The organism is Phreatobacter sp., from assembly GCF_052440005.1.
Classification (GTDB): domain Bacteria; phylum Pseudomonadota; class Alphaproteobacteria; order Rhizobiales; family Phreatobacteraceae; genus Phreatobacter.
In genome coordinates, this window is the sequence record NZ_JBQVQL010000021.1 from 23,924 (window position 1) to 44,675 (window position 20,752).

Below are 20,752 nucleotides of genomic sequence, written 5' to 3' on the forward strand. Positions count from 1 at the left end.
CCGTGTCGTCCTGATGGGGATCCCGGCGCCATGACCCGCTTCACCTTCACCTGCATCGACGGCCATACCTGCGGCAATCCCGTGCGGGTCGTCACCGGCGGCTCCATCCCGCAGCTCGCCGGCGACACCATGTTCGCGCGCCGCCAGGACTTCCTCGCCCGCCACGACTGGATCCGCACCAGCCTGATGTTCGAGCCACGCGGCCACGACATGATGTCGGGCTCCATCCTCTATCCGCCGACCCGGGCCGACTGCGACGTTGGCATCCTCTTCATCGAGACCTCGGGCTGCCTGCCCATGTGCGGCCACGGCACCATCGGCACGGTGACCACCATCATCGAGCACGGGCTCGTCACCCCGAAGACGCCGGGCGTACTCATGCTCGACACGCCGGCCGGCCTCGTCGAGGCCCGCTATGTGCAGAACGGCCCCTATGTGGAGAGCGTGCGCCTCACCAACGTGCCGTCCTTCCTGCTCGGGCGCGGCTACGAAGTCGAGGTCGAGGGCCTGGGGACGCTGACGGTGGACGTCGCATATGGCGGCAACTTCTACGCCATCGTCGAGCCGCAGCCGGGTTATGGCGACCTCGACGACCTCCAGCCTTCGGAGGTCATCCGCTTCTCCGGGCTCCTGCGCCGGGCCTTCAACGCCCGCCACGCCATCGTCCATCCGCAGAACGCTGCACTCGACCGCCTGACCCACGTCCTGTGGACCGGCGCACCGCGCAACGGCGGCACGGCCCGCAACGCCGTCTTCTACGGCGACAAGGCCATCGATCGGTCGCCCTGCGGCACCGGAACCTCGGCCCGCATGGCCCATCTCGCCGCCACCGGCAGGCTGAAGGAAGGCGAGGAGTTCGTCCACGAGTCGATCATCGGGTCGAAGTTCACCGGCCGGATCGAGGGACGCGCGAAGGTCGGCGACCTCGACGCCATCATCCCCTCCATCGAGGGCTGGGCGCGGGTGACGGGCATCAACACGATCTTCGTCGATCACCGCGACCCCTACTGGGAGGGGTTCCAGGTGGCGGACCGGTAGAAGGGCGAGCGGCCATTCGGAAATGAGTTACGGTGCCTTGCATGGGCGCAAGTGCGTCCTTCGAGGTTCGCCTCCGGGCGATGCTGGCGCATCGCCGGGGCTCGCACCTCAGGATGAGGAGGGTTGTGAACTGCACCGATCCCGGTGAGTTCCACTGGCGCGCTGCAGCCTTACCCCGATGCCGATCGCCAAGTTCCTCATCCTGAGGTGCGAGGGCAAGGCCCGAACCTCGAAGGACGCACTTGGCCGATGCAGGGCGGCAGCTTTCACGCGCGGAATGGCCGCTCGTCGAGCAAGCGGCAACAGGCGCCTCAGGCCGCCGGCGCCACCACCGGATGGGCGGCACGATAGGGCTCGATGCGGACGATACCGGCGGCCATGAGGGCCACCTTGGCCGTCGGCGCCATGACCAGCGCGCCGCCGTCACCACGGCGAACGCCATACTGCCAGACGGTCATCTGTCCGCGGGCGGCGATCGTCTTCGCCAGGGTCTCCACCGGATTGCCCGCGCCGAGGCCGGCGATCTCCTGGGCGGTCAGGCCGACCACGATCGTGTCGCGCGGGCCGACGACGTTGAAGAGCGTCACGGCCGCCGTCTCGGCGAGGACGGGGGCGATCGCCAGCGGCGCGAGGGCGGCTGCGGCGGCGAGCGAGGCGAGGATGCGGCGGCGGTTGGCCTGGCGCAGGATGAGGGCGGTCATGGGATCTGTCTCCGGATGGCGGGGCGGGACATGGCCCGCTGTTCGGCCCGGCTTGTCGTCCCCCGCGGTTTCAGCCGGACGCTCCGCACCACCGGCATCGTTTCAGGACTGAAAGCCACAGGCCCGCCAGGCTCGGCTTCCCCGCGCATGGACGCCGCTTGACAGGGCGCTGCCGGAGCAGGATTAAGTTACGTTGTAACATTGCATACCGTGGAGTTGTCATGCGCCCCGCCCGCCTCGCCGTCTCCTCGGCAAGCCTCCTGGTCCTCGCCATGGCCGCCACGCCGGCCACGGCCCAGACGGCGCTGCCCGAGATCCTGATCGAGGCGCCGCGCAACCCCGACGGCGCGACGCGCGACCTCGGTCTCACCGACGGCCAGCTGCAGGTCATCGACCGCGCCTTCGTGCCCGTCACCGTGGTGCGGGAGACCGAAATCCGCCGCAACGGCGGCGGCACGCTCGGCGACCAGCTGAACACCACGCCGGGCGTCACCGGCTCGAGCTTCGCTCCGGGCGGTGCCAGCCGGCCGATCATCCGCGGCCTCGACAATGCCCGCGTCCGCATCCAAGAGAACGGCATCGGCGCCCAGGACGTCTCCGACCTCTCCGAGGACCATGCCGTGCCCATCGACCCGCTCGCAGCCGAGCGCATCGAGGTGGTCCGCGGCCCTGCGGCCCTGCGCTTCGGATCGCAGGCCATCGGCGGCGTCGTCAACGTCACCAACGAGCGCATCCCGACCCGCCTCGGCGCCCCCGGCGTCACCGGCATGATGACCGGCGGCCTCTCCTCGGTAGACCGCGGCATCGACGGCGCTGCCCGCGTGCGCGGCTCCTCCGGGCAGTGGGCCTTCTCCGCCGACGTCTTCGGCCGCAATGCCGGGGACTACGCGACCCCGCAGGGGCGGCAGGACAATTCCTTCGCCCGCACCTTCGGCGGTTCCTTCGGCGCCTCCTACTTCTTCGACCAGGGCTATATCGGCGCGGCCATCTCACAGTTCCGCTCGCTCTACGGCATTCCCGGCGCCAGTTCCGCGCCGGACCGGGTGCGCATCGACATGATCCAGACGCGCCTCACCTCGAAGGGCGAGATCCGCTTCGACGGTTCGGTCGTCGACAACGTCCGCTTCTGGCTCGGCGGTTCGCTCTACCGCCACAACGAGCAGGCGCTCGAGCTCGGTTCCTTCGCCACCGCCTCCACCTTCCGGAACCAGGAGCTGGAGGGACGCGTCGAGACGGCGTTCCGCCCGTTCCAGACGGGGCTCGGCACGCTCAATACCACCGTCGGCGTGCAGTTCGGCGCCCAGAGCCTCGGCACCTCGGGCGAGGCCGGCGGCCTGCTCGCGCCCACCAACACCCGCACCGCCGCCGCCTTCCTCTTCAACGAGCTGGCGCTGACCCCGACGACGCGCCTGCAGGCCGCCGCCCGCATCGAGCAGGCGCGCGTCTCCGGCACCGCCTCGATCTTCCCGGCGGGGTTCGATCCGGCCGGCGGCGCGCCGGTCGAATTCGGCGCGGTGCGCAACTTCGCGCCGATGAGCGCCAGCCTCGGTCTCCTGCAGAACCTGCCGGGCGGCTGGGTGGCCAGCCTCACCGGGCAATATGTAGAGCGCGCCCCGCGCGCCCAGGAGCTCTACTCCAAGGGGCCGCACGAGGCCTCCGGCACCTTCGAGATCGGCAGTCCGAACCTTAGCAAGGAGCGGGCGCAGACCATCGAACTCGGCCTGAGGCGGGCGCAGGGCGCCTGGCGCTTCGACGCCACCGCCTATTACACCCGCTATTCCGGCTTCATCTACAAGCGCCTCACGGGCCTGACCTGCGACGACGACTTCGCCACTTGCGGCTCCGGCGGCGGCACCGAGTTGCGCCAGCTCGTCTTCTCGCAGCAGGACGCGACCTTCTACGGCGTCGAGCTGCGCGGCCAGGTCGACCTCGGCGAGATCGCCGGCGGCACCTTCGGCGTCGAGGGCCAGTACGACTTCGTCCGCGCCACCTTCGCCGACGGCACCAACGTGCCCCGCATCCCGCCCCACCGCCTCGGCGGCGGCCTGTTCTGGCGCGACGCCAACTGGTTTGCCCGCGTCTCGCTGCTGCACGCCTTCGCGCAGAACCAGATCGCGGCTGAAGAGACGGCCACCCCCGGCTACAACCTGCTCAACGCCGAGATCAGCTACCGCATGGACCTGAAGCCCGGCCAGGGCGCCCAGAGCCTCACCTTCGGGCTCGTCGGCACCAACCTGCTCAACGCCGACATCCGCAACCACGTCTCCTTCAAGAAGGACGAGGTGCTGATGCCCGGCCGCGGCGTGCGCTTCTTCACCACCGTCCGGTTCTGAGGCGCCGCCCCCTCCCTTCGCCCGCGTTGACACCTGCGGCGGGGCGGCATTTCAATCGGTTCGCTGCCGGCTCACCCGGCTGACGGACGGGCTGACCATGCCGCGCCCCCGCGCCGCCGACTTCGACGACAAGCGCCGCCAGATCCGCGCGGCGGCCGCCGTCCTCTTCGCCCAGAAGGGCTATGACCGGACGTCCATCGGCGACATCGCCCGCGCCTGCGCCATGTCGAAACCGCTGGTCTATCACTACGTGGCGAGCAAGGAGGACCTGCTCGTCGCCATCATCGCCGACCATATCGAGGACCTGACCCAGCGCGTGCGCCGGGCGGCGCGGCGGGCCGCTCCCGAGGGCCGGCTGCTCGCGGTGGCCCAGGCGCTCCTCGACGGCTACCGGCAGACCGACGCCCTCCACAAGATCCACATCAACGAGCTCGCCCGCCTGCCCGCCCCCGCCCAGGCCTCGCTCATGGCCGTGGAGCGCGAGCTCGTCGCCATCTTCTCCGACGCTCTCGCGGCGGCGGTACCGGAGCTCGCCGGCTCGCCCCGCCTCACCGCCGTCACCATGTCGCTCTTTGGCATGCTGAACTGGCACTGCATGTGGTTCCGCACCGACGGACCCATGTCGCGCGAGGCCTATGCCGACCTCGCCACCAGCCTCATCGTCGCCGGCGCCCGTGACCTCGCGGCCCGGCACGCGCCCGTCGCGGCCGCCTAGCCGCCCCTTGCCGGTCCCCCGCGAAGGGCAGACAGTGCGGCCATGGCGACCTATCCGACCTTCCTGACCCGGCCGGGCCTGCGCGGCATCCTCACCGGCACGCTGGCCGTGCTGACGGCCGCCCTGATCCTGTCGGTCACCGCCGTGGTGGTCTGGACCGCGACCCGCGAGGCCCAACGCTCCATCGGCCGTTCCCTCGGTGACCTTGCCGCTTATATGCGCGAGGCGCTGGAGAGCGACGTCTACGAACGGTGGCGCTCGGCGCGCACCCTCTCAACCCTGCCCGCCTTCACCAATCCCGCCAGCAGCTACCCGGGCAAGCGCGTCATCCTCGATCGGGTGAAGGGCAATGTGGACGAGATCGTCTGGATCGGCTTCGCCGACCTGTCCGGCCACGTCACCGTGGCCTCGGGCGGCGTCGGCGAGGCGACCGACGTCACCGGCCGGCGCTGGTTCGCCGCGGCGCGTGACCGGCCGGCCCGTGCACCGGGCGAGCCGGAACGCCCCACCATCCAGACGACGCCCGGCGAGCGCGTCGTCGAGATCGGCGTCAATGTCCGCGACGCCTCCGGCGGCTCGGTCGGCATCCTCGGCATGCTGGTGAGCTGGGACTGGCTCGGGCACCTGCGCCGTTCGCTCATCGACCGCTCCCAGGGCCGGCAGTCCGACCTCGAGGTCATCGTTCTCGACCGCGAGGGACGCACCGTCATCGGCGACCAGAACCATCTCGGCCCCACCCTCGCCCGCCAGATCGCCCAGCGCCCGGACGGCTTCGCCACCGACACCCTGCCGGACGGGCGCGTCATGGTGATCGGCACCAGCCGCGCCTCCGGCGGCCGCGGCATCGAAGGCCTCGGGTGGCAGATCGTCGTCACCTCCAGCGCCGCCGTCGCCTTCGCCCCGGTCGACGAGCTGCGCCGCCAGATCATCGCCGCCGGCGGCATCGTCGGCCTCATGGTGCTCGCCGCCGGCTGGTGGGTCGCCGGCCGCATCGCCAGTCCCCTCCAGGCCATCGCCGCCCGCGCCGACCGCGTCGGCCTCGCCGAGGCCCTGGACGGCGTCGAGATCGAGGTGCCGAAGTCCTCCTCGCGCGAGATCGTCTCCCTCGCCGCCTCGCTGCAGGGCATGATCGACCGCCTCGCCGACAACGAGGAGGCGCTGAAGCACCTCGCCAACACGCTGGAGCACCGCGTTGCCGTCCGCACCGCCGAGCTCGAGGCGGCCAACCGCGCCCTCTCCGCCGCCCGCGACGACGCCGTCGCCGCAACCGCCGCCAAGTCGCGCTTCCTCGCCGCGGCCAGCCACGACCTGCGCCAGCCGCTGCACGCCCTCTCCCTCTTCGCCAACGCCCTGTCGCGCCGCGTGCAGGGCGAGGAGCCGCGCCGCCTCGTCGCCAATATGGAGACGACGCTCGGGTCCCTGCAGGACATGTTCAACGCCCTGCTCGACGTCTCGCGGCTCGATGCCGGCATCGTCGTCGCCGAGCCGCGCACCTTCGTCATCGGCGACCTCCTGGAACGCGTCGCCGCCGGCTTCCGCGCCCAGGCCGCCGCCCACGGCCTCGAGTTCCGCCTGGTCCCGTCCCGGCTCGCCGTCGTCTCCGACCCCATCCTCATCGAGACGGTGCTGCGCAACCTCGTCGGCAACGCGCTGAAGTTCACCGCCTCCGGCAAGGTGCTGGTCGGCGTGCGCCGGCGCGGCGACCGTGCCGTGCTGGAGATCCACGACACCGGGCCCGGCGTCCCCGAGGAGGACCGCGAGCGCGTCTTCGAGGAGTTCGAGCGCACCAAGGCCGCCGCCCACGGGCAGAACGATGGCCTCGGCCTCGGCCTGTCCATCGTCCGGCGCCTGTGCGCCCTGCTCGACCACCGCATCCTGCTGACGAGCCGCCATGGCCGCGGCACCGTCTTCCGCGTGGAGCTGCCGCTCGCCGCCCGCGCCCTGCCGCTGGTCGAGGCGCCGGGCGTGCAGCCGGACCTCTCGCTCGCCGGCCGCCACATCCTCGTCCTCGACGACGAGCCGATGATCGTCGACGCCCTCGCCCGCACCCTGCGCGACGACGGCGCCACCGTCACCGCCGCCTGCAACAGCGCCGAGGCGACGGAAGCGCTCGCCGGCGCGCGAGAGGTGGATCTCGCCGTCATCGACCTGCAACTCGAGCGCGGCGTCGACGGGCTCGACCTCATCGACCGCTGGCGGCGGGAGCGCGCCTATGCGAGGCCGACGCTGATCGTCACCGGCGCCACCGATCCACAGACGCTGGCGCGGCTCCAGGCGAGCGGCACGCCCTGGCTGACCAAGCCCGTCGCGGTCGACGTGCTGCGCGCCGCCCTGGCGCGGCTGGTCGTCTGAGGCGTCAGCCGCGCGCCAGCAGCGGTGCGGCGACGGCAACCGCGGCGGCGCGGTTCGAGACGCCGAGGTGGCGGAACACGGCGGCGAGATGGATCTTCACCGTGCCGTGGCCGAGGTCCAGCGCCCGGGCGATTTCCTTGTTGGTGCGCCCCTCGACGAGCAGGCCCAGCACGTCGCGCTGGCGGGGCGTCAGGCGGGCGAGGTCGATGGTTCCGGAAGCGGGTTCGGCCGCGGTGGCGGCGCCCTGAGCGAGGCTCGCCGGCACATAGATCGCCCCGCCGAGGATCGCCTGCAGCGCCGCCACGAGATCGTCGTCCCTCAGGCCCTTCGGGACGAAGCCGTTGACGCCCGCCGCGAGCGCGGAGAGCACGTCGGCACGGTTGTCGGACCCGCTCACCACGGCGATCGGCAGGTCGGGGTAGCATTCACGTACCGCGGCGAGCGAGGCGGCGCTCTGCATGCCGGGCATCGAGAGGTCGAACAGGGCGAGGGCGATGCCGTCGGTTTCGCCGAGCCGGGCCAGCGCCTCGTCCAGCGAGGCGGCCTCCTCTACGCCGTCGAACCCGAGCCTGTCCTTCAGCGTGAAGGCGAGGCCCATCCGATACATTCCGTGGTCGTCGGCGATGACGGCGATACGCGACATGGACGCAAGGCGTAGGGCCCGCGCGGGACGGCTGTCAATGCGGCTGTGCCGCGGGGCCGATCACAGCCCCGAGACCCTGCCATGCCGGCCCGCAGACTATTCGGCCGGCTGGCTCTGGGGCGCACCTGCGGGGGCGGGCGAGACGGTCGCGGCGGGGGCGCTGCCACGCCGCGAGATCCAGCCCGACAGGCCGTCGAACATCAGGTACACGACCGGCGTAATGTAGAGCGTCAGGAGCTGCGACACCGCGAGGCCGCCGACCACCGCGACGCCCAGCGGCATGCGCAGCTCGGCGCCGGCGCCGTGGCCGATGGCGATGGGCACGGCGCCGAGGATGGCGCAGAGCGTCGTCATCATGATGGGGCGGAAACGCAGCACAGCCGCCTCGACGATGGCCTCCTTGGCGGAGGCCCCCGCATTGCGCCGCTCGATGGCGAAGTCGACCATCATGATGGCGTTCTTCTTGACGATGCCGATGAGCATGACGAGGCCGATCATGGCGATGACCGAGAGGTCGAAGCCGGTCAGCTGCAGCGTCAGCAGCGCGCCGATGCCGGCCGAGGGCAGGCCCGACAGAATGGTCAGCGGGTGGATGAAGCTCTCGTAGAGGATGCCGAGGATGATGTAGATCACCAGCACCGCGGCGAAGAGCAGAAGGCCCTGGTTGGCGACCGCCTGCTGGAACACCTGCGCCGTGCCCTGGAAACTGGTGGCGATGTTCGCCGGCAGGCCCACCTCGCGGGCAGCCCCCTCGATCAGCGTCACGGCCTGGGACAGCGCGACGCCGGGCGGCAGGTTGAACGAGATCGTCACCGCCGGCAGCTGCGCCAGATGGCTGACCGTCAGCGCCGTCGGCTGTTCGCGCAGGCTCGCCACCGCGTCGAGCGGCACGATGGCCCCCGACGAGGAGCGCACGGTCAGGCGGCGGAGCATGTTGGCGGTGTCGTTGTATTTGGGATCCGCCTCGAGGATGACCTGGTAGGTGTCCTCCGAGGCGTAGATGGTCGACACCTGCCGTGACCCGAACGCCGAGTAGAGCGTGTTGCGCACCTGGTCGGCGGTCACGCCGAGGCGCGAGGCCGCATCCCGGTTGACCTCCACGATGGTCGACCGGGCCCGCATCTGCAGGTCCGAGTTGACGTCGAGAATGCCGGGCAGGGTGCGCATGCGCTGCTCGACCAGCGGCGCATACTGGCGCAGCAGGTCCAGATCGCCCGCCTGCAGCGTGTACTGGTACTGGGAACGGCTCTGCACCGCGCCGACATTGATCGACTGCACCGGCACGAAGAAGATCTGGATGCCCGGCACCTGCGCGGCGATGCGGCGCAGGCGCGAAATGACGACCTGGATCGAATCCTTGCGCTCCGGCTTGTCGCGCAGGGTGATGAACAGGCGGCCGGCGTTCTGCGTGTTGGCGGCGTTGCCGCCGCCCGCATTGGCCATCACCATGGCGACGTCGGGATCGGTGCGGATCGCCGCGGCGAGCGCTTGGGTGCGCGCCACCATGGCCGCGAACGAGGCGTCGTCCGGACCGATCGTCGCGGCGGTGATGAGGCCGTTGTCCTCGATGGGGAAGAAGCCCTTGGGGATGTCGCGGAACAGCACGTAGGTGAGGGCGAAGGTGCCCAGCGTGATGCCGAGCATGATCACCGGCATGGCGACGACCTTGCGCACCGACCAGCCGTAGCCGCGCGTCATGGCCGAGAAGAAGGCCTCGAACCAGCGCAGCGGGAAGATCGGCCTGGCGTGGTGGTCGACGGGCTTCAGGACGCGCGAGCAGAGCATCGGCGTCAGGGTGAGCGAGACGACGCCCGAGATCAGGATGGCGGTGGAGATGACGACGCCGAACTGCGCGAACATGCGCCCCACCACGCCGCCCATGAACAGCACGGGGATGAACACAGCCACCAGCGAGATGGTCATGGAGATGATGGTGAAGCCGACCTCGCGCGAGCCGACCAGCGCCGCCTGGAAGGGATCCATCCCCTCCTCGATGTAGCGCATGATGTTTTCGAGCATGACGATGGCGTCGTCGACCACGAAGCCCACCGCCAGCGTCAGCGCCAGCAGCGAGATGTTGTCGATGGAATAGCCGAGCACGTGCATCACCGCGAAGGTGCCGACGATGGAGATCGGCAGCGCCAGGGCCGGGATCAGCGTCGCCCGCCAGCTCTTCAGGAAGAACCAGATGACGATGATGACCAGCACCGCCGCGAGCGCCAGGGTGAACTCGACGTCCGCCACCGACTCGCGGATCGACTTGGAGCGGTCGTTCAGCACGGTGATCGTATAGGAGGCTGGCGCCTCGCCCTGGACCTGCGGCAGCAGGGCGCGCACGCGGTCGACCACGTCGACGGTGTTGGCGTCGGGCTGGCGCTGCACGGCGAGCACGATGGCGCGCGTGCCGTTGAGCCAGGCGGCGATCCGGTCGTTCTCGACACTGTCGATGGGCGTGGCGACGTCCGAGACGCGCACCGGCGCGCCGTTCTGCCAGGCCACCACCACCGGCCCGTAATCGGCGGCGCGGGTGATCGGGCCCGTGGCGTCGAGGATGGCGGCACGGCCGCCCTCGTTGACCGACCCCACCGGGCGGTTGGAATTGGCGGCGGTGAGAGCGTTCTGCAGATCGGCCAGCGTCAGGCCGCGGGCGGCCAGCTGTTCCAGGTCGGCGCGCACCCGCACCGCGTACTTCTGTGTGCCGAAGACCAGCACCTGGGCGACACCGGGCAGCGAGGCCATGCGCGGCAGGATGGAGGAATTGGCGAAGCGGTCGATGTCGGAGAGCCGCGCCACATCCGAGGAAATGGCGAGGAAGATGACCGGCTGGTCGGCCGGATTGACCTTCCTGAAGCTCGGCGGCGTCGTCAGCTCCGCCGGCAGGCGGCGCATGGCCGTCGAGATCTGCGACTGGACGTCGAGCGCCGCGCCGTCGATCGACCGGTTGAGATCGAACTGCAGCACGATGGAGGTGTTGCCGAGCGAGGAGGTCGAGGTCATCGAGGTGACGCCGGCGATGGTGGAGAACTGCTTCTCCAGCACCAGCGCCACCGAGGAGGCCATGGTCTCGGGGCTGGCGCCGGGAAGCTGGGCGCTGACCTGGATGGTCGGGAACTCGACGCGTGGAATGGCCGCCACCGGCAGCTGCCGGTAGCCGAACATGCCGGCGGCGAGGAACGAGACCATCAGGAGGATGGTCATGACCGGACGGCGGATGCAGAGTTCGGAGAGCATGGCGACGATCTCCTCAGCTCTGCGGGGCGCGGGGCGTGGGCGCGCCCTCGGCGGTGCCGGCGGGGCGGGCCGCCACCGGGGTGCCGTTGGCGAGGCGCAGCTGGCCGGAGGTGATCACCTGCTCGCCGCCCGTCAGGCCTTCGGCGAGGATCGCGAGGTCGCCCATGGTGCGGGCGACCCGCACGGCGGCGACCGCCGCCCGGCCGTCGCGGACGACGAAGACATAGGGCCCGTTCTGCCCCACCTGCAGCGCCACCGAGGGAACCACCACCGCGTCGTCCTGCACGCCGAGCATCACCTTCACCGGCACGAAGGAGCCCGGCCAGAGCTGCTCGGAGCCGTTCTCCATCCGCGCCTTGGCGGTCACCGTGCCCGTCGTCAGGTCGACCTGGTTCTCGATGAAGGCGATGGCGCCGGTGGAGGTGCGCCCGCCGATGCTCGCCTCCACCTTGATGCGGGTCGGGTCGTCGCCGAGCAGGGCACGCATCTCGTAGAAGGTCGACTGCGGCACGGCGAAGGCGATGTGGATGGGGTTGATCTGGTTGATCGTCGTCATCGCCGTCGTGTCGGCGTTGCGCACGGCGGTGCCGACCTTGGCGGCGATGGAGCCGATGCGGCCCGAGATGGGCGCGCGGATCTGCGTGTAGCTGAGCTGGGTCTGCAGGTTGTTGCGGCTCGCCTCGTCGGAGGCGAGCTGGGCTTCCACCGACTTCACGTTGGTGATGGCGTTGTCGCGCGCCACCTCGGTGCCGACGCTGCGCCTGTTGAGGTCGATGGCCCGCTCGCGGTCGCGCACCGCCTGTTCGAGCTGGGCGCGGGTGCGCAGGATCTGCGCCTCGACCTGCGCCAGCTGGGCCTTCAGCGACCGGTCGTCCAGGGTGAAGAGGAGGTCGCCCTCCTTCACCGCCGCGCCCTCGGCGACGTGGACCGTCGCCACCTGGCTGTCGATGCGCGCCTTGATCTGCAGCGCGGCGATCGGCTGCACCGTGCCGACCGCCTCGACGATGATCGGCATGGCGCGCTTCTCGGCGCGGGCCATGGTGACCGCGACCGGCGGCGGGCCGCCGCCCGGGCCACGCCCCTGCGGCGCGGCGGCCGGCTTCGGCGCCATCAGCGCCTGCGCCTGGTGATAGGCCTTCTCCGCCAGGTCGGGCCGCCAGGTGGCGACGCCGCCGACGACGGCCAGCAGTCCGAAGACGATGATCACGCGCAGCATGGAACCCTCAGACCTGGCCGACGCCCCGCATGGCGCGGGGACATGGTTGCCCATGGGGCAACCCTAGGCCGCCTGCGGCGATGCGCCATTCGGCCCGATGGACTAGGCCACCGGCGGGACGGCTCACGCGCCGCCCGGCTCCGGACGCACGGTACGGGTCCACAGCGACTGCGCGGGGTCGGTGATGAAGGTAACGAGCAGCCGCGTCCAGGACCTGTGGCTCGGCAGGGTCAGGTAGAACTCCGGCGCGAGCCGCGTCACCTCCGGCAGGCGGTTCCACGGGATCGACGGGAAGTCGTGGTGCTCGTTGTGGTAGCCGATGTTCAGCGCCACGGTGTTGAGCGGGCCGTAGTAGTTGGCCGTGTCGTGCTCCTCGTCGCCGGTGAAGTGCTCCTGCACCCAGCGGGCCCCGAGGGGATGCAGGCTGATGGCGAACCAGAACGAGGCGAAGAGGTAGAGCACGGCGGTCCAGCCCGCGAGCCAGCCGAGCAGCGCCGCGAAGCCGAAATTCACCGCGTAATTGGCCAGCGTCCAGCGGTCGAAGGTCGCGACCCCCCTCACCCGCGTCACCCGCAGCACCTGGAAGACGGGGAAGAACAGGAACCACAGCGCCTTGCGCCAGGTGGAATGGCCGATCAGCCGGGCCTCCCAGGCATGCGGGATGTCGGTGTCGCCGTCCATCTCGCCGAGATGGGAATGGTGCGCGAGATGGCAGGCGCGAAAGCCCATGGCGCCGGGCAGAACCTGGGGGATGTCGGCGACGAGCAGCACCAGCCGGTTGGCGAGGCGGCTGCGGAAGATGAGATTGTGGGTGGCGTCGTGGACGACGACGTAGAGCCCGTGGTTGAGGAAGGCGCCGAACCCGTAGGCGACGATCAGCGCCAGCCACCAGTACGACGCGCCGGCCCAGCCGAAGGCGACGGCGACGGCGATCTGCGCGCCGACATAGGCGGCGGTGATCGCCGCGGTCCAGGGATTGCGGCCGATCAGCCCGCGGATCTCGGGATGGGCCTTGAGGATCTGCTTTGCCCGCGTGGAATGGGTTTCGCCCAGCGCCGGGACGAAGGTTTCCTCGTCGTCGACGTCGAACTCCACCGCCTGCGGTATGCTGGTCATGTCGTGAGCCTCGTGGCGGGCGCCGCCACGGCGTGCTGCGCCGCGTCAATCGCCATCCCGAGCGATGCCCGATGCGGGGAAGGGGGTCAAGATCACGGCTCCCTCACGCCGTTCACGATTGATGTATTCGTGCCGCCCCCCGCAGGCCGCCCCCTGCGCAGGGGCGCGATCCCTCCACAGGCCTAACTCAACCACCGCGTGCCAGGATTGATTTTTCCCGGAGGCTTGTATTTGTTTGCACCTTTCAATGACGTTCCGTATTGCGGCAGGTCTCCATGCTCTCCTGGTCAACCGACGACTTGCCGCCGGCCGACCGTTTCGACTACTGGCGCGAGGAGCGCGGAAGACACCTCTTCGGTGTCACCATCGAGTTGCCCCCGGAGCGCCGGTACCAGTTCCGCGGCACGTTCTCCGCGCGGCATGCCGGCGGCGCCGTGCTCGCCGCCCTCGGTGCCTCGGCCTATCGGGTCAGCCGCACCGCCGCCGACATCGCGAGGGTGCCGAAGGACAGCCTCGTCGTCGGCCTCCAGATGGCGGGACCCGGCTGGTGCGAAACGCCGTCCGGCCAGACCTATGTCGGTGCCGGAAGCGTCGCCGTCGGTCACACCGACATCGCCTCGCGGGGCACGCCTGCGACGACCGGCGACTTTCTCGCCCACATCGTGACGATTCCCCTGGCCCGCATCGGGGTGGATGGCGAGGCCGCCCGCCGGCTGCATATGGCGGCCATACCGGACGCCCGCCTGTCGCTTCTGCTGGATGCCGCGGCTCACGCCCTGTTCGACATGGCGGAGGACCTCGCACCGCAGGAGGCCGATGCGGCCGTCGATCATGTCGCCCGGCTCGCTCTCCTCGCCCGCGGCGCCGTTTCGGCACGCACGCCGGAGAGCCGCCTCGCCCTGCATGCCGGCTATCGGCAGGCAGCCCAGCGGCTCATGCGGCGCAACATCCATCGCCCCGGCCTGACGCCCGAAGACGTCGCGCGGATGCTCGCCATATCTCCCCGGCAACTCCACGTCGTCTTCGAACCGACCGGCAGCAGCTTCCACCGCACGCTCACCGCGATGCGCATCGCCATGGCGCGCCGCCGCCTCGCCGACCGGCCGGACGAGGCGGTGATCGACCTCGCCTTCGCCTGCGGCTTCGACAGCCTGGCCACCTTCTACCGGGCGTTCCGGCGCGAGACCGGCGGCACCCCCCGCGACTTCCGCTGACCCATCCGCCGGCTCGCCGTCTGCGGCGCGGTACGGTTGCGTTCGCGTCTCGGGGAACCCGCCGCTGCGTTCCTCATCCCACACGTCGATCGACGATCGCGTCCATGTCCGCTCCCGACGGCAGCACGCCGAAGCTGCGGCCACCCTCCGCCCCGAGCCGCGTCGCGATGAAGGCGTCGGCAACCGCCGCCGGTGCGCCCTGCACCAGCAGCGCCGCCTGCAGCACCAGCGCCATGCGCTCGGCCACCCGCCGGGCGTCCGCCTCCGCCGGCACCCGGCGCAACATGCCGAAGAGATCGTCGATCGCCGCGTCGAGAGTCGCATTGGCCCCCCGGGCCGCCCCGAGCTCCGCCGCAAAGGCCTCGCGCGCCGCCGGTTCGCGGCCGAGGGTCCTGAGGATGTCGAGCGCGATGACGTTGCCCGAGCCCTCCCAGATGGCGTTGAGCGGGCTTTCGCGGAACAGCCGCGGCAGCGGGCTTTCCTCCACGTAGCCGGCGCCGCCGTGGCACTCCATGCACTCGTAGACGAAGTTCGGGTTGCGTTTCGTGAGCCAGTATTTCGCCACCGCCACCGCGAGGCGCGCGAAGGCCCGCTCCCCCTCCCCCGTGCCGGAGAAGGCCCGCGCCACCCGCATCGTCAACGCCACCGCCGCCTCATATTCGAGGGCGAGGTCGGCCACCACCGCCCGCATCGCCGGCTGGTCGATCAGCGTCTTCTGGAAGGCCCGCCGGTTCGCCACGTGGTGCCGTGCCTGCGCCAGCGCCATGCCCATGATGCCGACCGTACCGGCGATCGTGTCGAGGCGGGTGTGGTGCACCATCTCGATGATAGTCGAGACGCCGCGCCCCTCCTCCCCGAGCAGCACGGCATGGGTGTCGTGATACTCGATCTCCGAGGAGGCGTTCGACTTGTTGCCGAGCTTGTCCTTCAGCCGCATGACGTGGAGGCTGTTGCGCTCGCCGTCCGGGGTGATGCGCGGCACCAGGAAGCACGAGAGCCCCTTCTCCGTCTGCGCCAGGGTCAGGAAGGCGTCGCACATGGGCGCCGAGCAGAACCACTTGTGGCCGACGAGCCGGTACGCGTCGCCGTCGCGGGTGGCGCGCGTCGTGTTGGCGCGCACGTCGCTTCCCCCCTGCTTCTCCGTCATCGCCATGCCGATGGTGACGCCGCGCTTCTCCGCGATGGGCCTCAGCGGCGCGTCATAGGTTCCGCCGACGATCTTCTGCACCCAGGTGGCGGCGACGTCGGGCTGGTGGCGCAGCGCCGGCACGCTCGCATAGGTCATGGAGATCGGGCACATCGTTCCCTGCTCGGCCTCGGTGAAGAGGGCGAGCAGCGCCGCATGGGCGACGTGGTTGCCGGGGCGCTCCTCGGCCCAGGCGATGGCGTGGATCCGGTGCGCCATGGCGAGGTCCATGAGCCGGTGGTAGCTCGGATGGAAGCGCACCTCGTCGATGCGCCGGCCATAGCGGTCGAAGACCGTCAGTTCCGGCGGATAGCGGTTCGCCTCATCGCCCCAGGCCAGCACCTCCTCCGAGCCGACGGCGGCGCCGAGCGCGGTCAGCGGCCCGTCCACCCAGTCGCCGCCCTCCCGCAGCGCCCAGTGGCGCAGCACGGGATCGGCGGTGAACAGGTTGCGGCCGGCGAAATCCGGCGGCTGGTTCGTCACCTCGTGGGTGGCGAGGCGGGTCGACGGCGCGTGACGGGGCATCGGGTTCTCCGCAGATGGGGGCGGTGCGGCGGCGAGACTGGCACGGGCGGCTTCCCCCGGCCATCGGCCGAAGGAATGGTGCGAAACGTGAGCCGCCTGAAGTCTCTCGGCCTATGCCCGGCGCCGAGGCCGTCAGCGGCCTGGGACCTGGCGCCAGCGATTGACGAGTGCGATGGCAGCCCACGCCCCGGCAATGGCGCACAGGACGCTGGCCACCAGAGCGACGGCGAAGACGACACCGCCGGCGGCCGCCAGCGAACCCGTATATGGAAGGGACATGGCTGCGGCGAAGCCGCCGAGCTGGGCGCCCAACAGGCCGCCGATCGTCGCGACGACGAGGTTGACGAGCCAGCCTAAGGGACCGCGCCGCCTCGACCAGGCCTCGTGGATCCCCACGGACAGAATGATCCCCAGGATGACTGCGCCGATCGTGAGCGGCCCGCCCACACTGGCCAGAGGGATCATGCCAGTCGCCTGCAACAACAGGATGGCGGTGACACCGAATACCGCGATGTAGACCATGGCCAGGCCCCCGCTCAGGTCGCACGGGAAGCCTAGAGGGTGGAACGACCGCTGGCAAAGCAGCCGCAGAGCCGTCTTGGCCAGCGGGCGGTCACAGTCCGAGGGCGGTGCGGTAGGACGGATGCAGCAGGTCGCGGTCCTCCGGATGCTTGCCGAACCAGGCGGCGAAGAACGGGCACACGGGCATGACCTTGAGTTCGCGCTCCCGCGCCGCCTTCAGCCCGGCCTGGATCAGCGCCGACCCGATGCCGCGCCCGCCGAGGGCCTCCGGGACCTCCGTGTGGGTGAACAGGATCGCGCCCTTGATCAGCCGGTACTCGGCGAAGGCGAGATGGCCGTCCACCCGCGCCTGGAACTGCTGGGCTTCCGGATTGTCGACGACGTCGATGACGGCGGTGGTCATGGGAAGGCTCCTCTTCGGGGGAAACGGTGCGGGAGGATGGTCGTTCCCGCGGTCCGCCAACGCAAGCCGCCGGCGCCCAAGCCGGACTTGCGCCGATGCAAGGGAAGCGGAGGGGGCACCAGCTTTCGCTTCTGGCGCCAGACGATCGGGACAGGAGCGGGGCGTGGCAGTGGCGGTCCCGTCATCCCCGGCCGAGCGCAGCGAGGGGATGGGGATCCAGGGGTTGCAGGACAGCAGCCTCTCGGACGCAGCCCCGCCCTCACCACCTGTCCCCTTCTGGACCCCCTTCCCTCGGCCTTCGGCCCCGCCGGGGGTGACGGGCGATGCAACAGCCTCATGCAGCCTTCGGCCACCTCTCCCCGGCAGGGGAAGGCCGACACCGCACAACGCGGGGCGTGCGAGGCGAATGCAAGGACATGCCCCACCCGCACCCTCCCCTCGCTCCGCGAGGAGAGGGGGACTTCAACGTCCCGCCCTCTTGCAGTCCGCGCCACCAGGCCGACCGCACCGCGGCAGCCTGTAGGGTCGACGACGACGCCATCGCACGGGCGGCACGCTGGAGCGCCCCCTCCCCGCGCCAGCAGGCAGGGTAAGGGTGGGGCATGCGAACGTGGCACGCCCCGACGAATGAGCAGTGCCACCTTTCTCCAGAGCAGAGGTGAAGGAGCGTCCCGCACCGCGCCGGCACCCTCCCGGCGCACCTCCCCAACCTGGCCCAAATCCTACCATGCAGCGTAACGCTGATGGATAACTTTCCGCACCAACCCAGGCGGCGCCTGGCTTTGCGCCGAAATCTATCCCCCCTCCCCCAGCTCCAGGACCACCTTCTGCAGGGCGGGATCGTCGGGGTCGGCGCCGATGCGGAAACCGAGGTCCCGGGCCAGCGCCAGCATGCGGACGTTTTCCGCCAGAACCTGGCCGTAGATGCGCCGCGTGCCCTGTTTGCGGCCATAGGCGATGATCATCTTCATCAGCGACAGGCCGAGGCCGCGGCCCTGCTGGTCGGAGCGCACGAAGATCGCGTATTCGGCGTTCTCGTTGTCCGGATCGGCATGCAGGCGGACCGCGCCGAGCATGTCGCCGCCCGTCGGGTCGAGGGCCACCAGAACCATCGAACGGGCATAGTCGATCTGGGTGAGGCGGGCGATGAAGGCGTGGGAGAACTCCTTCACCGGGGCGAAGAAGCGCTGGCGCACGTCGTCCGGGTTCACCCGCTCGAAGAAGCTGCGGAACAGCTGCTCGTCCTCCGGGCGCACCGGGCGCACCTTGCAGGCGAAGCCGCTCTCGGTGACGAGATCCTGCTCCCACTCCTTCGGATAGGGCCGGATGGCGAAGCGCGGGTGGCCGCCGCGCACCAGGCCCCTGGCCTTCGGCGCGCCGACCGCGATGCGGGCGTCGAGGGCGAGGATGCCCGAGGCGTCCGCCAGCAGCGGGTTGATGTCGATCTCGGCGACCTGGGGCAGGTCGGCGGCGAGCTGCGACAGCCGCACCAGGATTTCCGCCACCTTCGGCGTGTCCACCGGCGGCACGTCGCGATAGCCCGCCATCTGCTTGGAGATGCGGGTGGCGGCGATCATGTCCCGAGCGATGCGCATGTCGAGGGGCGGAAGCGCCAGGGCGCGGTCCTTGATGAGCTCCACCGCCTTGCCGCCGCGGCCGAACAGCATCACCGAGCCGAAGGTCGGATCGTCGGCGAGGCCGGCGATGAGCTCGATGGCGCCGGGGCGGTGGATCATCGGCTGGATCATGACGCCGTCGATGCGCGCTTTCGGCATGGCGGCGGCGACGCGGGCGAGCATCTCGGCGACCGCCGTCTCCACCGCCTCCCGCGTGGCGAGCCCGAGCCTGACCCCGCCGACGTCCGACTTGTGGGTGATGTCGGGGGAGAGGATCTTCACGGCGATGGCCTGGCCGGCCTTGAGGAAGAGTTCGGCGAGGTCCGCCGCCTCGCTTGGCGAGGCCGCCGCGGCGATCGGCACGGTGGGGATGCCGTAGGCGGTGAGGATGCGGTCGACGAGAATCGGGTCGAGCCAGCGTTTTCTGGCCTTCACTGCCGCGTCGAGCTCGGCACGCAGCGCCGCGAGGTCTCCCGGCGAGACGATCTCGGCGTTCTCCGGCGTCTCCATCAGCGCGTCCTGGCCGCGCCGGTAGCGCACCATGTGCATGAAGCCGCGCACCGCCTCCGATTCGGTCGGATAGCTCGGCAGGCCGGCCTTGGCGAAGAGGTCGGTGGCCGCCTCCTGGTCGCCGAGCCAGACGGTGAAGACCGGCTTCATCCGCCCGCCGCGGGCCTTGCGGGCGGAGACGACGCCGGCCACCGCCTCGGCGGCGTCGAGGCTCGGCAAGAGCGCCGTCGGGCAGTTCATCACCAGCACCGCGTCGACGTCGCGGTCGTCGAGCGCGGCCTCCATGGCCGCAGCGTAGCGGGCGGCGTCGGCGTCGCCGATGATGTCGATGGGGTTGCCGCCCGACCAGGTCGGCGGCATGGCGGCGTCGAGCTTCGCCTTCGTCGCCTCGCCGAGCCCCGCGAGCCTGCCGCCGTGGTCGACGAGGGCGTCGACCGCGAGGACGCCGAGCCCGCCGCCGTTGGTGACGATGCCGAGGCGGTCGCCGGAGAAGGCGGGATAGCGCGACAGCGTCTCGGCGGCGGCGATGAGTTCGTCGAGATCGTTGACGCGCACGAGGCCCGCGCGCGCGAAGGCGGCCGCGTAGACGTCGTCCGCGCCCGCGAGCGCGCCCGTGTGCGACTTCGCCGCGCTCGCCGCCGCGAGGCTGCGGCCCGATTTCAGGACGATGACCGGCTTCGAGCGCGCGGCCGCGCGCGCAGACGCCATGAACTTCCTCACGTCCTTGATCGCCTCGATGTAAACGAGGATCGCGCGCGTGCGATAGTCGGCGGCGAAATAGTCGAGGCAGTCGCCGATATCGACGTCGAGCTGGTCTCCCAGCGTCACGACGCCGGAAAAGCCGATGTGCCGCACCTCCGCCCATTCCAGCAGCGCCGCCGCGATGGCGCCCGACTGCGACACCAGCGCCAGCGATCCCGGCCGCGTCCGGCGCGAGGCGAAGCTCGCGTCCACCCCGCCGTGCGGCGCGATGACGCCGAAGCAGTTGGGCCCGACGAGGCGGATCGCCTTCTCGCGCACCGCCGCGTCCAGCCGGCCGCTCGCGGTCTCATAGCCCTTGCGGTCCAGCGCCGAGATGACGACCGCCGCCGGCACGCCGAGCCGTGCGGCCTCCTCGACCAGCGCCGGCACGGTCGGGCCGGGCGTCGCCATGACCACCAGGTCGGGAACGGACGGCAGGCTGGACAGCGAATCGTAGGCGGTGAGGCCGGCGACCGTCCGGTGCTTCGGGTTGACGGGCAGAAGCGCGCCAGTGAACCCCGCCCGGGCCATGTTGGCCATCAGCGCCTGCCCCATGGAATGTGGCCGGTCGGTGGCTCCCACCACCGCGACGGAGCGCGGCGCGAAGAACCGGTCGAGACGATAGAGGGACATGGCAGGTCTCCGTCGGGGCGTGGGGGCAGAGGCCGGTGGCGCACTCTAGGCACAGGA

Annotated in this window: 14 protein-coding genes; 5 read left to right on the forward strand and 9 right to left on the reverse strand. The window is 70.7% G+C overall.

The features are described from left to right. Nucleotides 1-30: 30 nt before the first annotated feature. Entirely contained in the window at nt 31-1,038 is a 1,008-nt protein-coding gene (locus ACT6XY_RS07540) for a 4-hydroxyproline epimerase (RefSeq protein WP_444747718.1), read from the forward strand. A 311-nt stretch (nt 1,039-1,349) separates the two neighbouring features. On the opposite strand, the gene ACT6XY_RS07545 is transcribed toward ACT6XY_RS07540, so the two are convergent. Next, on the reverse strand, nt 1,350-1,739 hold the full coding sequence (locus ACT6XY_RS07545) for a hypothetical protein (protein WP_444747719.1): 390 nt from the start codon (nt 1,737-1,739) through the stop codon (nt 1,350-1,352). A gap of 221 nt (nt 1,740-1,960) precedes the next feature. On the opposite strand from ACT6XY_RS07545, the gene ACT6XY_RS07550 reads away from it, so the two are divergent. The 3 genes from ACT6XY_RS07550 (at nt 1,961) to ACT6XY_RS07560 (ending at nt 7,139) form a co-directional block, all read left to right on the forward strand. Next, on the forward strand, nt 1,961-4,072 hold the full coding sequence (locus ACT6XY_RS07550) for a TonB-dependent receptor (protein ID WP_444747720.1): 2,112 nt from the start codon (nt 1,961-1,963) through the stop codon (nt 4,070-4,072). Nucleotides 4,073-4,169: 97 nt separating this feature from the next. After that, complete coding sequence (locus tag ACT6XY_RS07555; protein WP_444747721.1) at nt 4,170-4,787, forward strand: TetR/AcrR family transcriptional regulator; 618 nt, start codon at nt 4,170-4,172, stop codon at nt 4,785-4,787. A 42-nt stretch (nt 4,788-4,829) separates the two neighbouring features. Continuing rightward, the gene (locus ACT6XY_RS07560; RefSeq protein WP_444747722.1) at nt 4,830-7,139 is read left to right on the forward strand and encodes a hybrid sensor histidine kinase/response regulator; all 2,310 of its coding nucleotides are present in this window, start codon (nt 4,830-4,832) and stop codon (nt 7,137-7,139) included. Between the two features lie 4 nt (nt 7,140-7,143). On the opposite strand, the gene ACT6XY_RS07565 is transcribed toward ACT6XY_RS07560, so the two are convergent. The 4 genes from ACT6XY_RS07565 to ACT6XY_RS07580 form a co-directional block, all read right to left on the reverse strand. Further along, nucleotides 7,144-7,782: a response regulator gene (locus ACT6XY_RS07565; RefSeq protein WP_444747723.1), complete on the reverse strand. Its 639-nt coding sequence runs from the start codon at nt 7,780-7,782 to the stop codon at nt 7,144-7,146. Between the two features lie 96 nt (nt 7,783-7,878). Next, complete coding sequence (locus ACT6XY_RS07570) at nt 7,879-11,013, reverse strand: efflux RND transporter permease subunit (RefSeq protein ID WP_444747724.1); 3,135 nt, start codon at nt 11,011-11,013, stop codon at nt 7,879-7,881. 13 nt (nt 11,014-11,026) lie between these two features. Further along, the gene (locus tag ACT6XY_RS07575) at nt 11,027-12,229 is read right to left on the reverse strand and encodes an efflux RND transporter periplasmic adaptor subunit (protein ID WP_444747725.1); all 1,203 of its coding nucleotides are present in this window, start codon (nt 12,227-12,229) and stop codon (nt 11,027-11,029) included. Between the two features lie 123 nt (nt 12,230-12,352). After that, nucleotides 12,353-13,345 (reverse strand): fatty acid desaturase, encoded by a 993-nt coding sequence (locus ACT6XY_RS07580; RefSeq protein ID WP_444747726.1) that lies wholly within the window; start codon nt 13,343-13,345, stop codon nt 12,353-12,355. Between the two features lie 275 nt (nt 13,346-13,620). On the opposite strand from ACT6XY_RS07580, the gene ACT6XY_RS07585 reads away from it, so the two are divergent. Continuing rightward, nucleotides 13,621-14,559, forward strand: coding sequence for a helix-turn-helix transcriptional regulator (locus ACT6XY_RS07585; RefSeq protein WP_444747727.1), 939 nt, complete (start codon nt 13,621-13,623; stop codon nt 14,557-14,559). 73 nt (nt 14,560-14,632) lie between these two features. Here the strand turns inward: ACT6XY_RS07585 and ACT6XY_RS07590 are convergent, their stop codons facing one another. From ACT6XY_RS07590 to ACT6XY_RS07605, 4 genes are all read right to left on the reverse strand, one after another. After that, on the reverse strand, nt 14,633-16,270 hold the full coding sequence (locus tag ACT6XY_RS07590; RefSeq protein WP_444747728.1) for an acyl-CoA dehydrogenase family protein: 1,638 nt from the start codon (nt 16,268-16,270) through the stop codon (nt 14,633-14,635). Between the two features lie 132 nt (nt 16,271-16,402). Next, nucleotides 16,403-16,792 (reverse strand): hypothetical protein, encoded by a 390-nt coding sequence (locus ACT6XY_RS07595; RefSeq protein ID WP_444747729.1) that lies wholly within the window; start codon nt 16,790-16,792, stop codon nt 16,403-16,405. A gap of 91 nt (nt 16,793-16,883) precedes the next feature. Further along, nucleotides 16,884-17,195: a GNAT family N-acetyltransferase gene (locus ACT6XY_RS07600; protein ID WP_444747730.1), complete on the reverse strand. Its 312-nt coding sequence runs from the start codon at nt 17,193-17,195 to the stop codon at nt 16,884-16,886. Nucleotides 17,196-17,989: 794 nt separating this feature from the next. Beyond that, a complete protein-coding gene (locus ACT6XY_RS07605) occupies nt 17,990-20,695 on the reverse strand; it encodes a bifunctional acetate--CoA ligase family protein/GNAT family N-acetyltransferase (RefSeq protein ID WP_444747731.1) in 2,706 nt (901 codons plus the stop codon). Nucleotides 20,696-20,752: the final 57 nt, after the last annotated feature.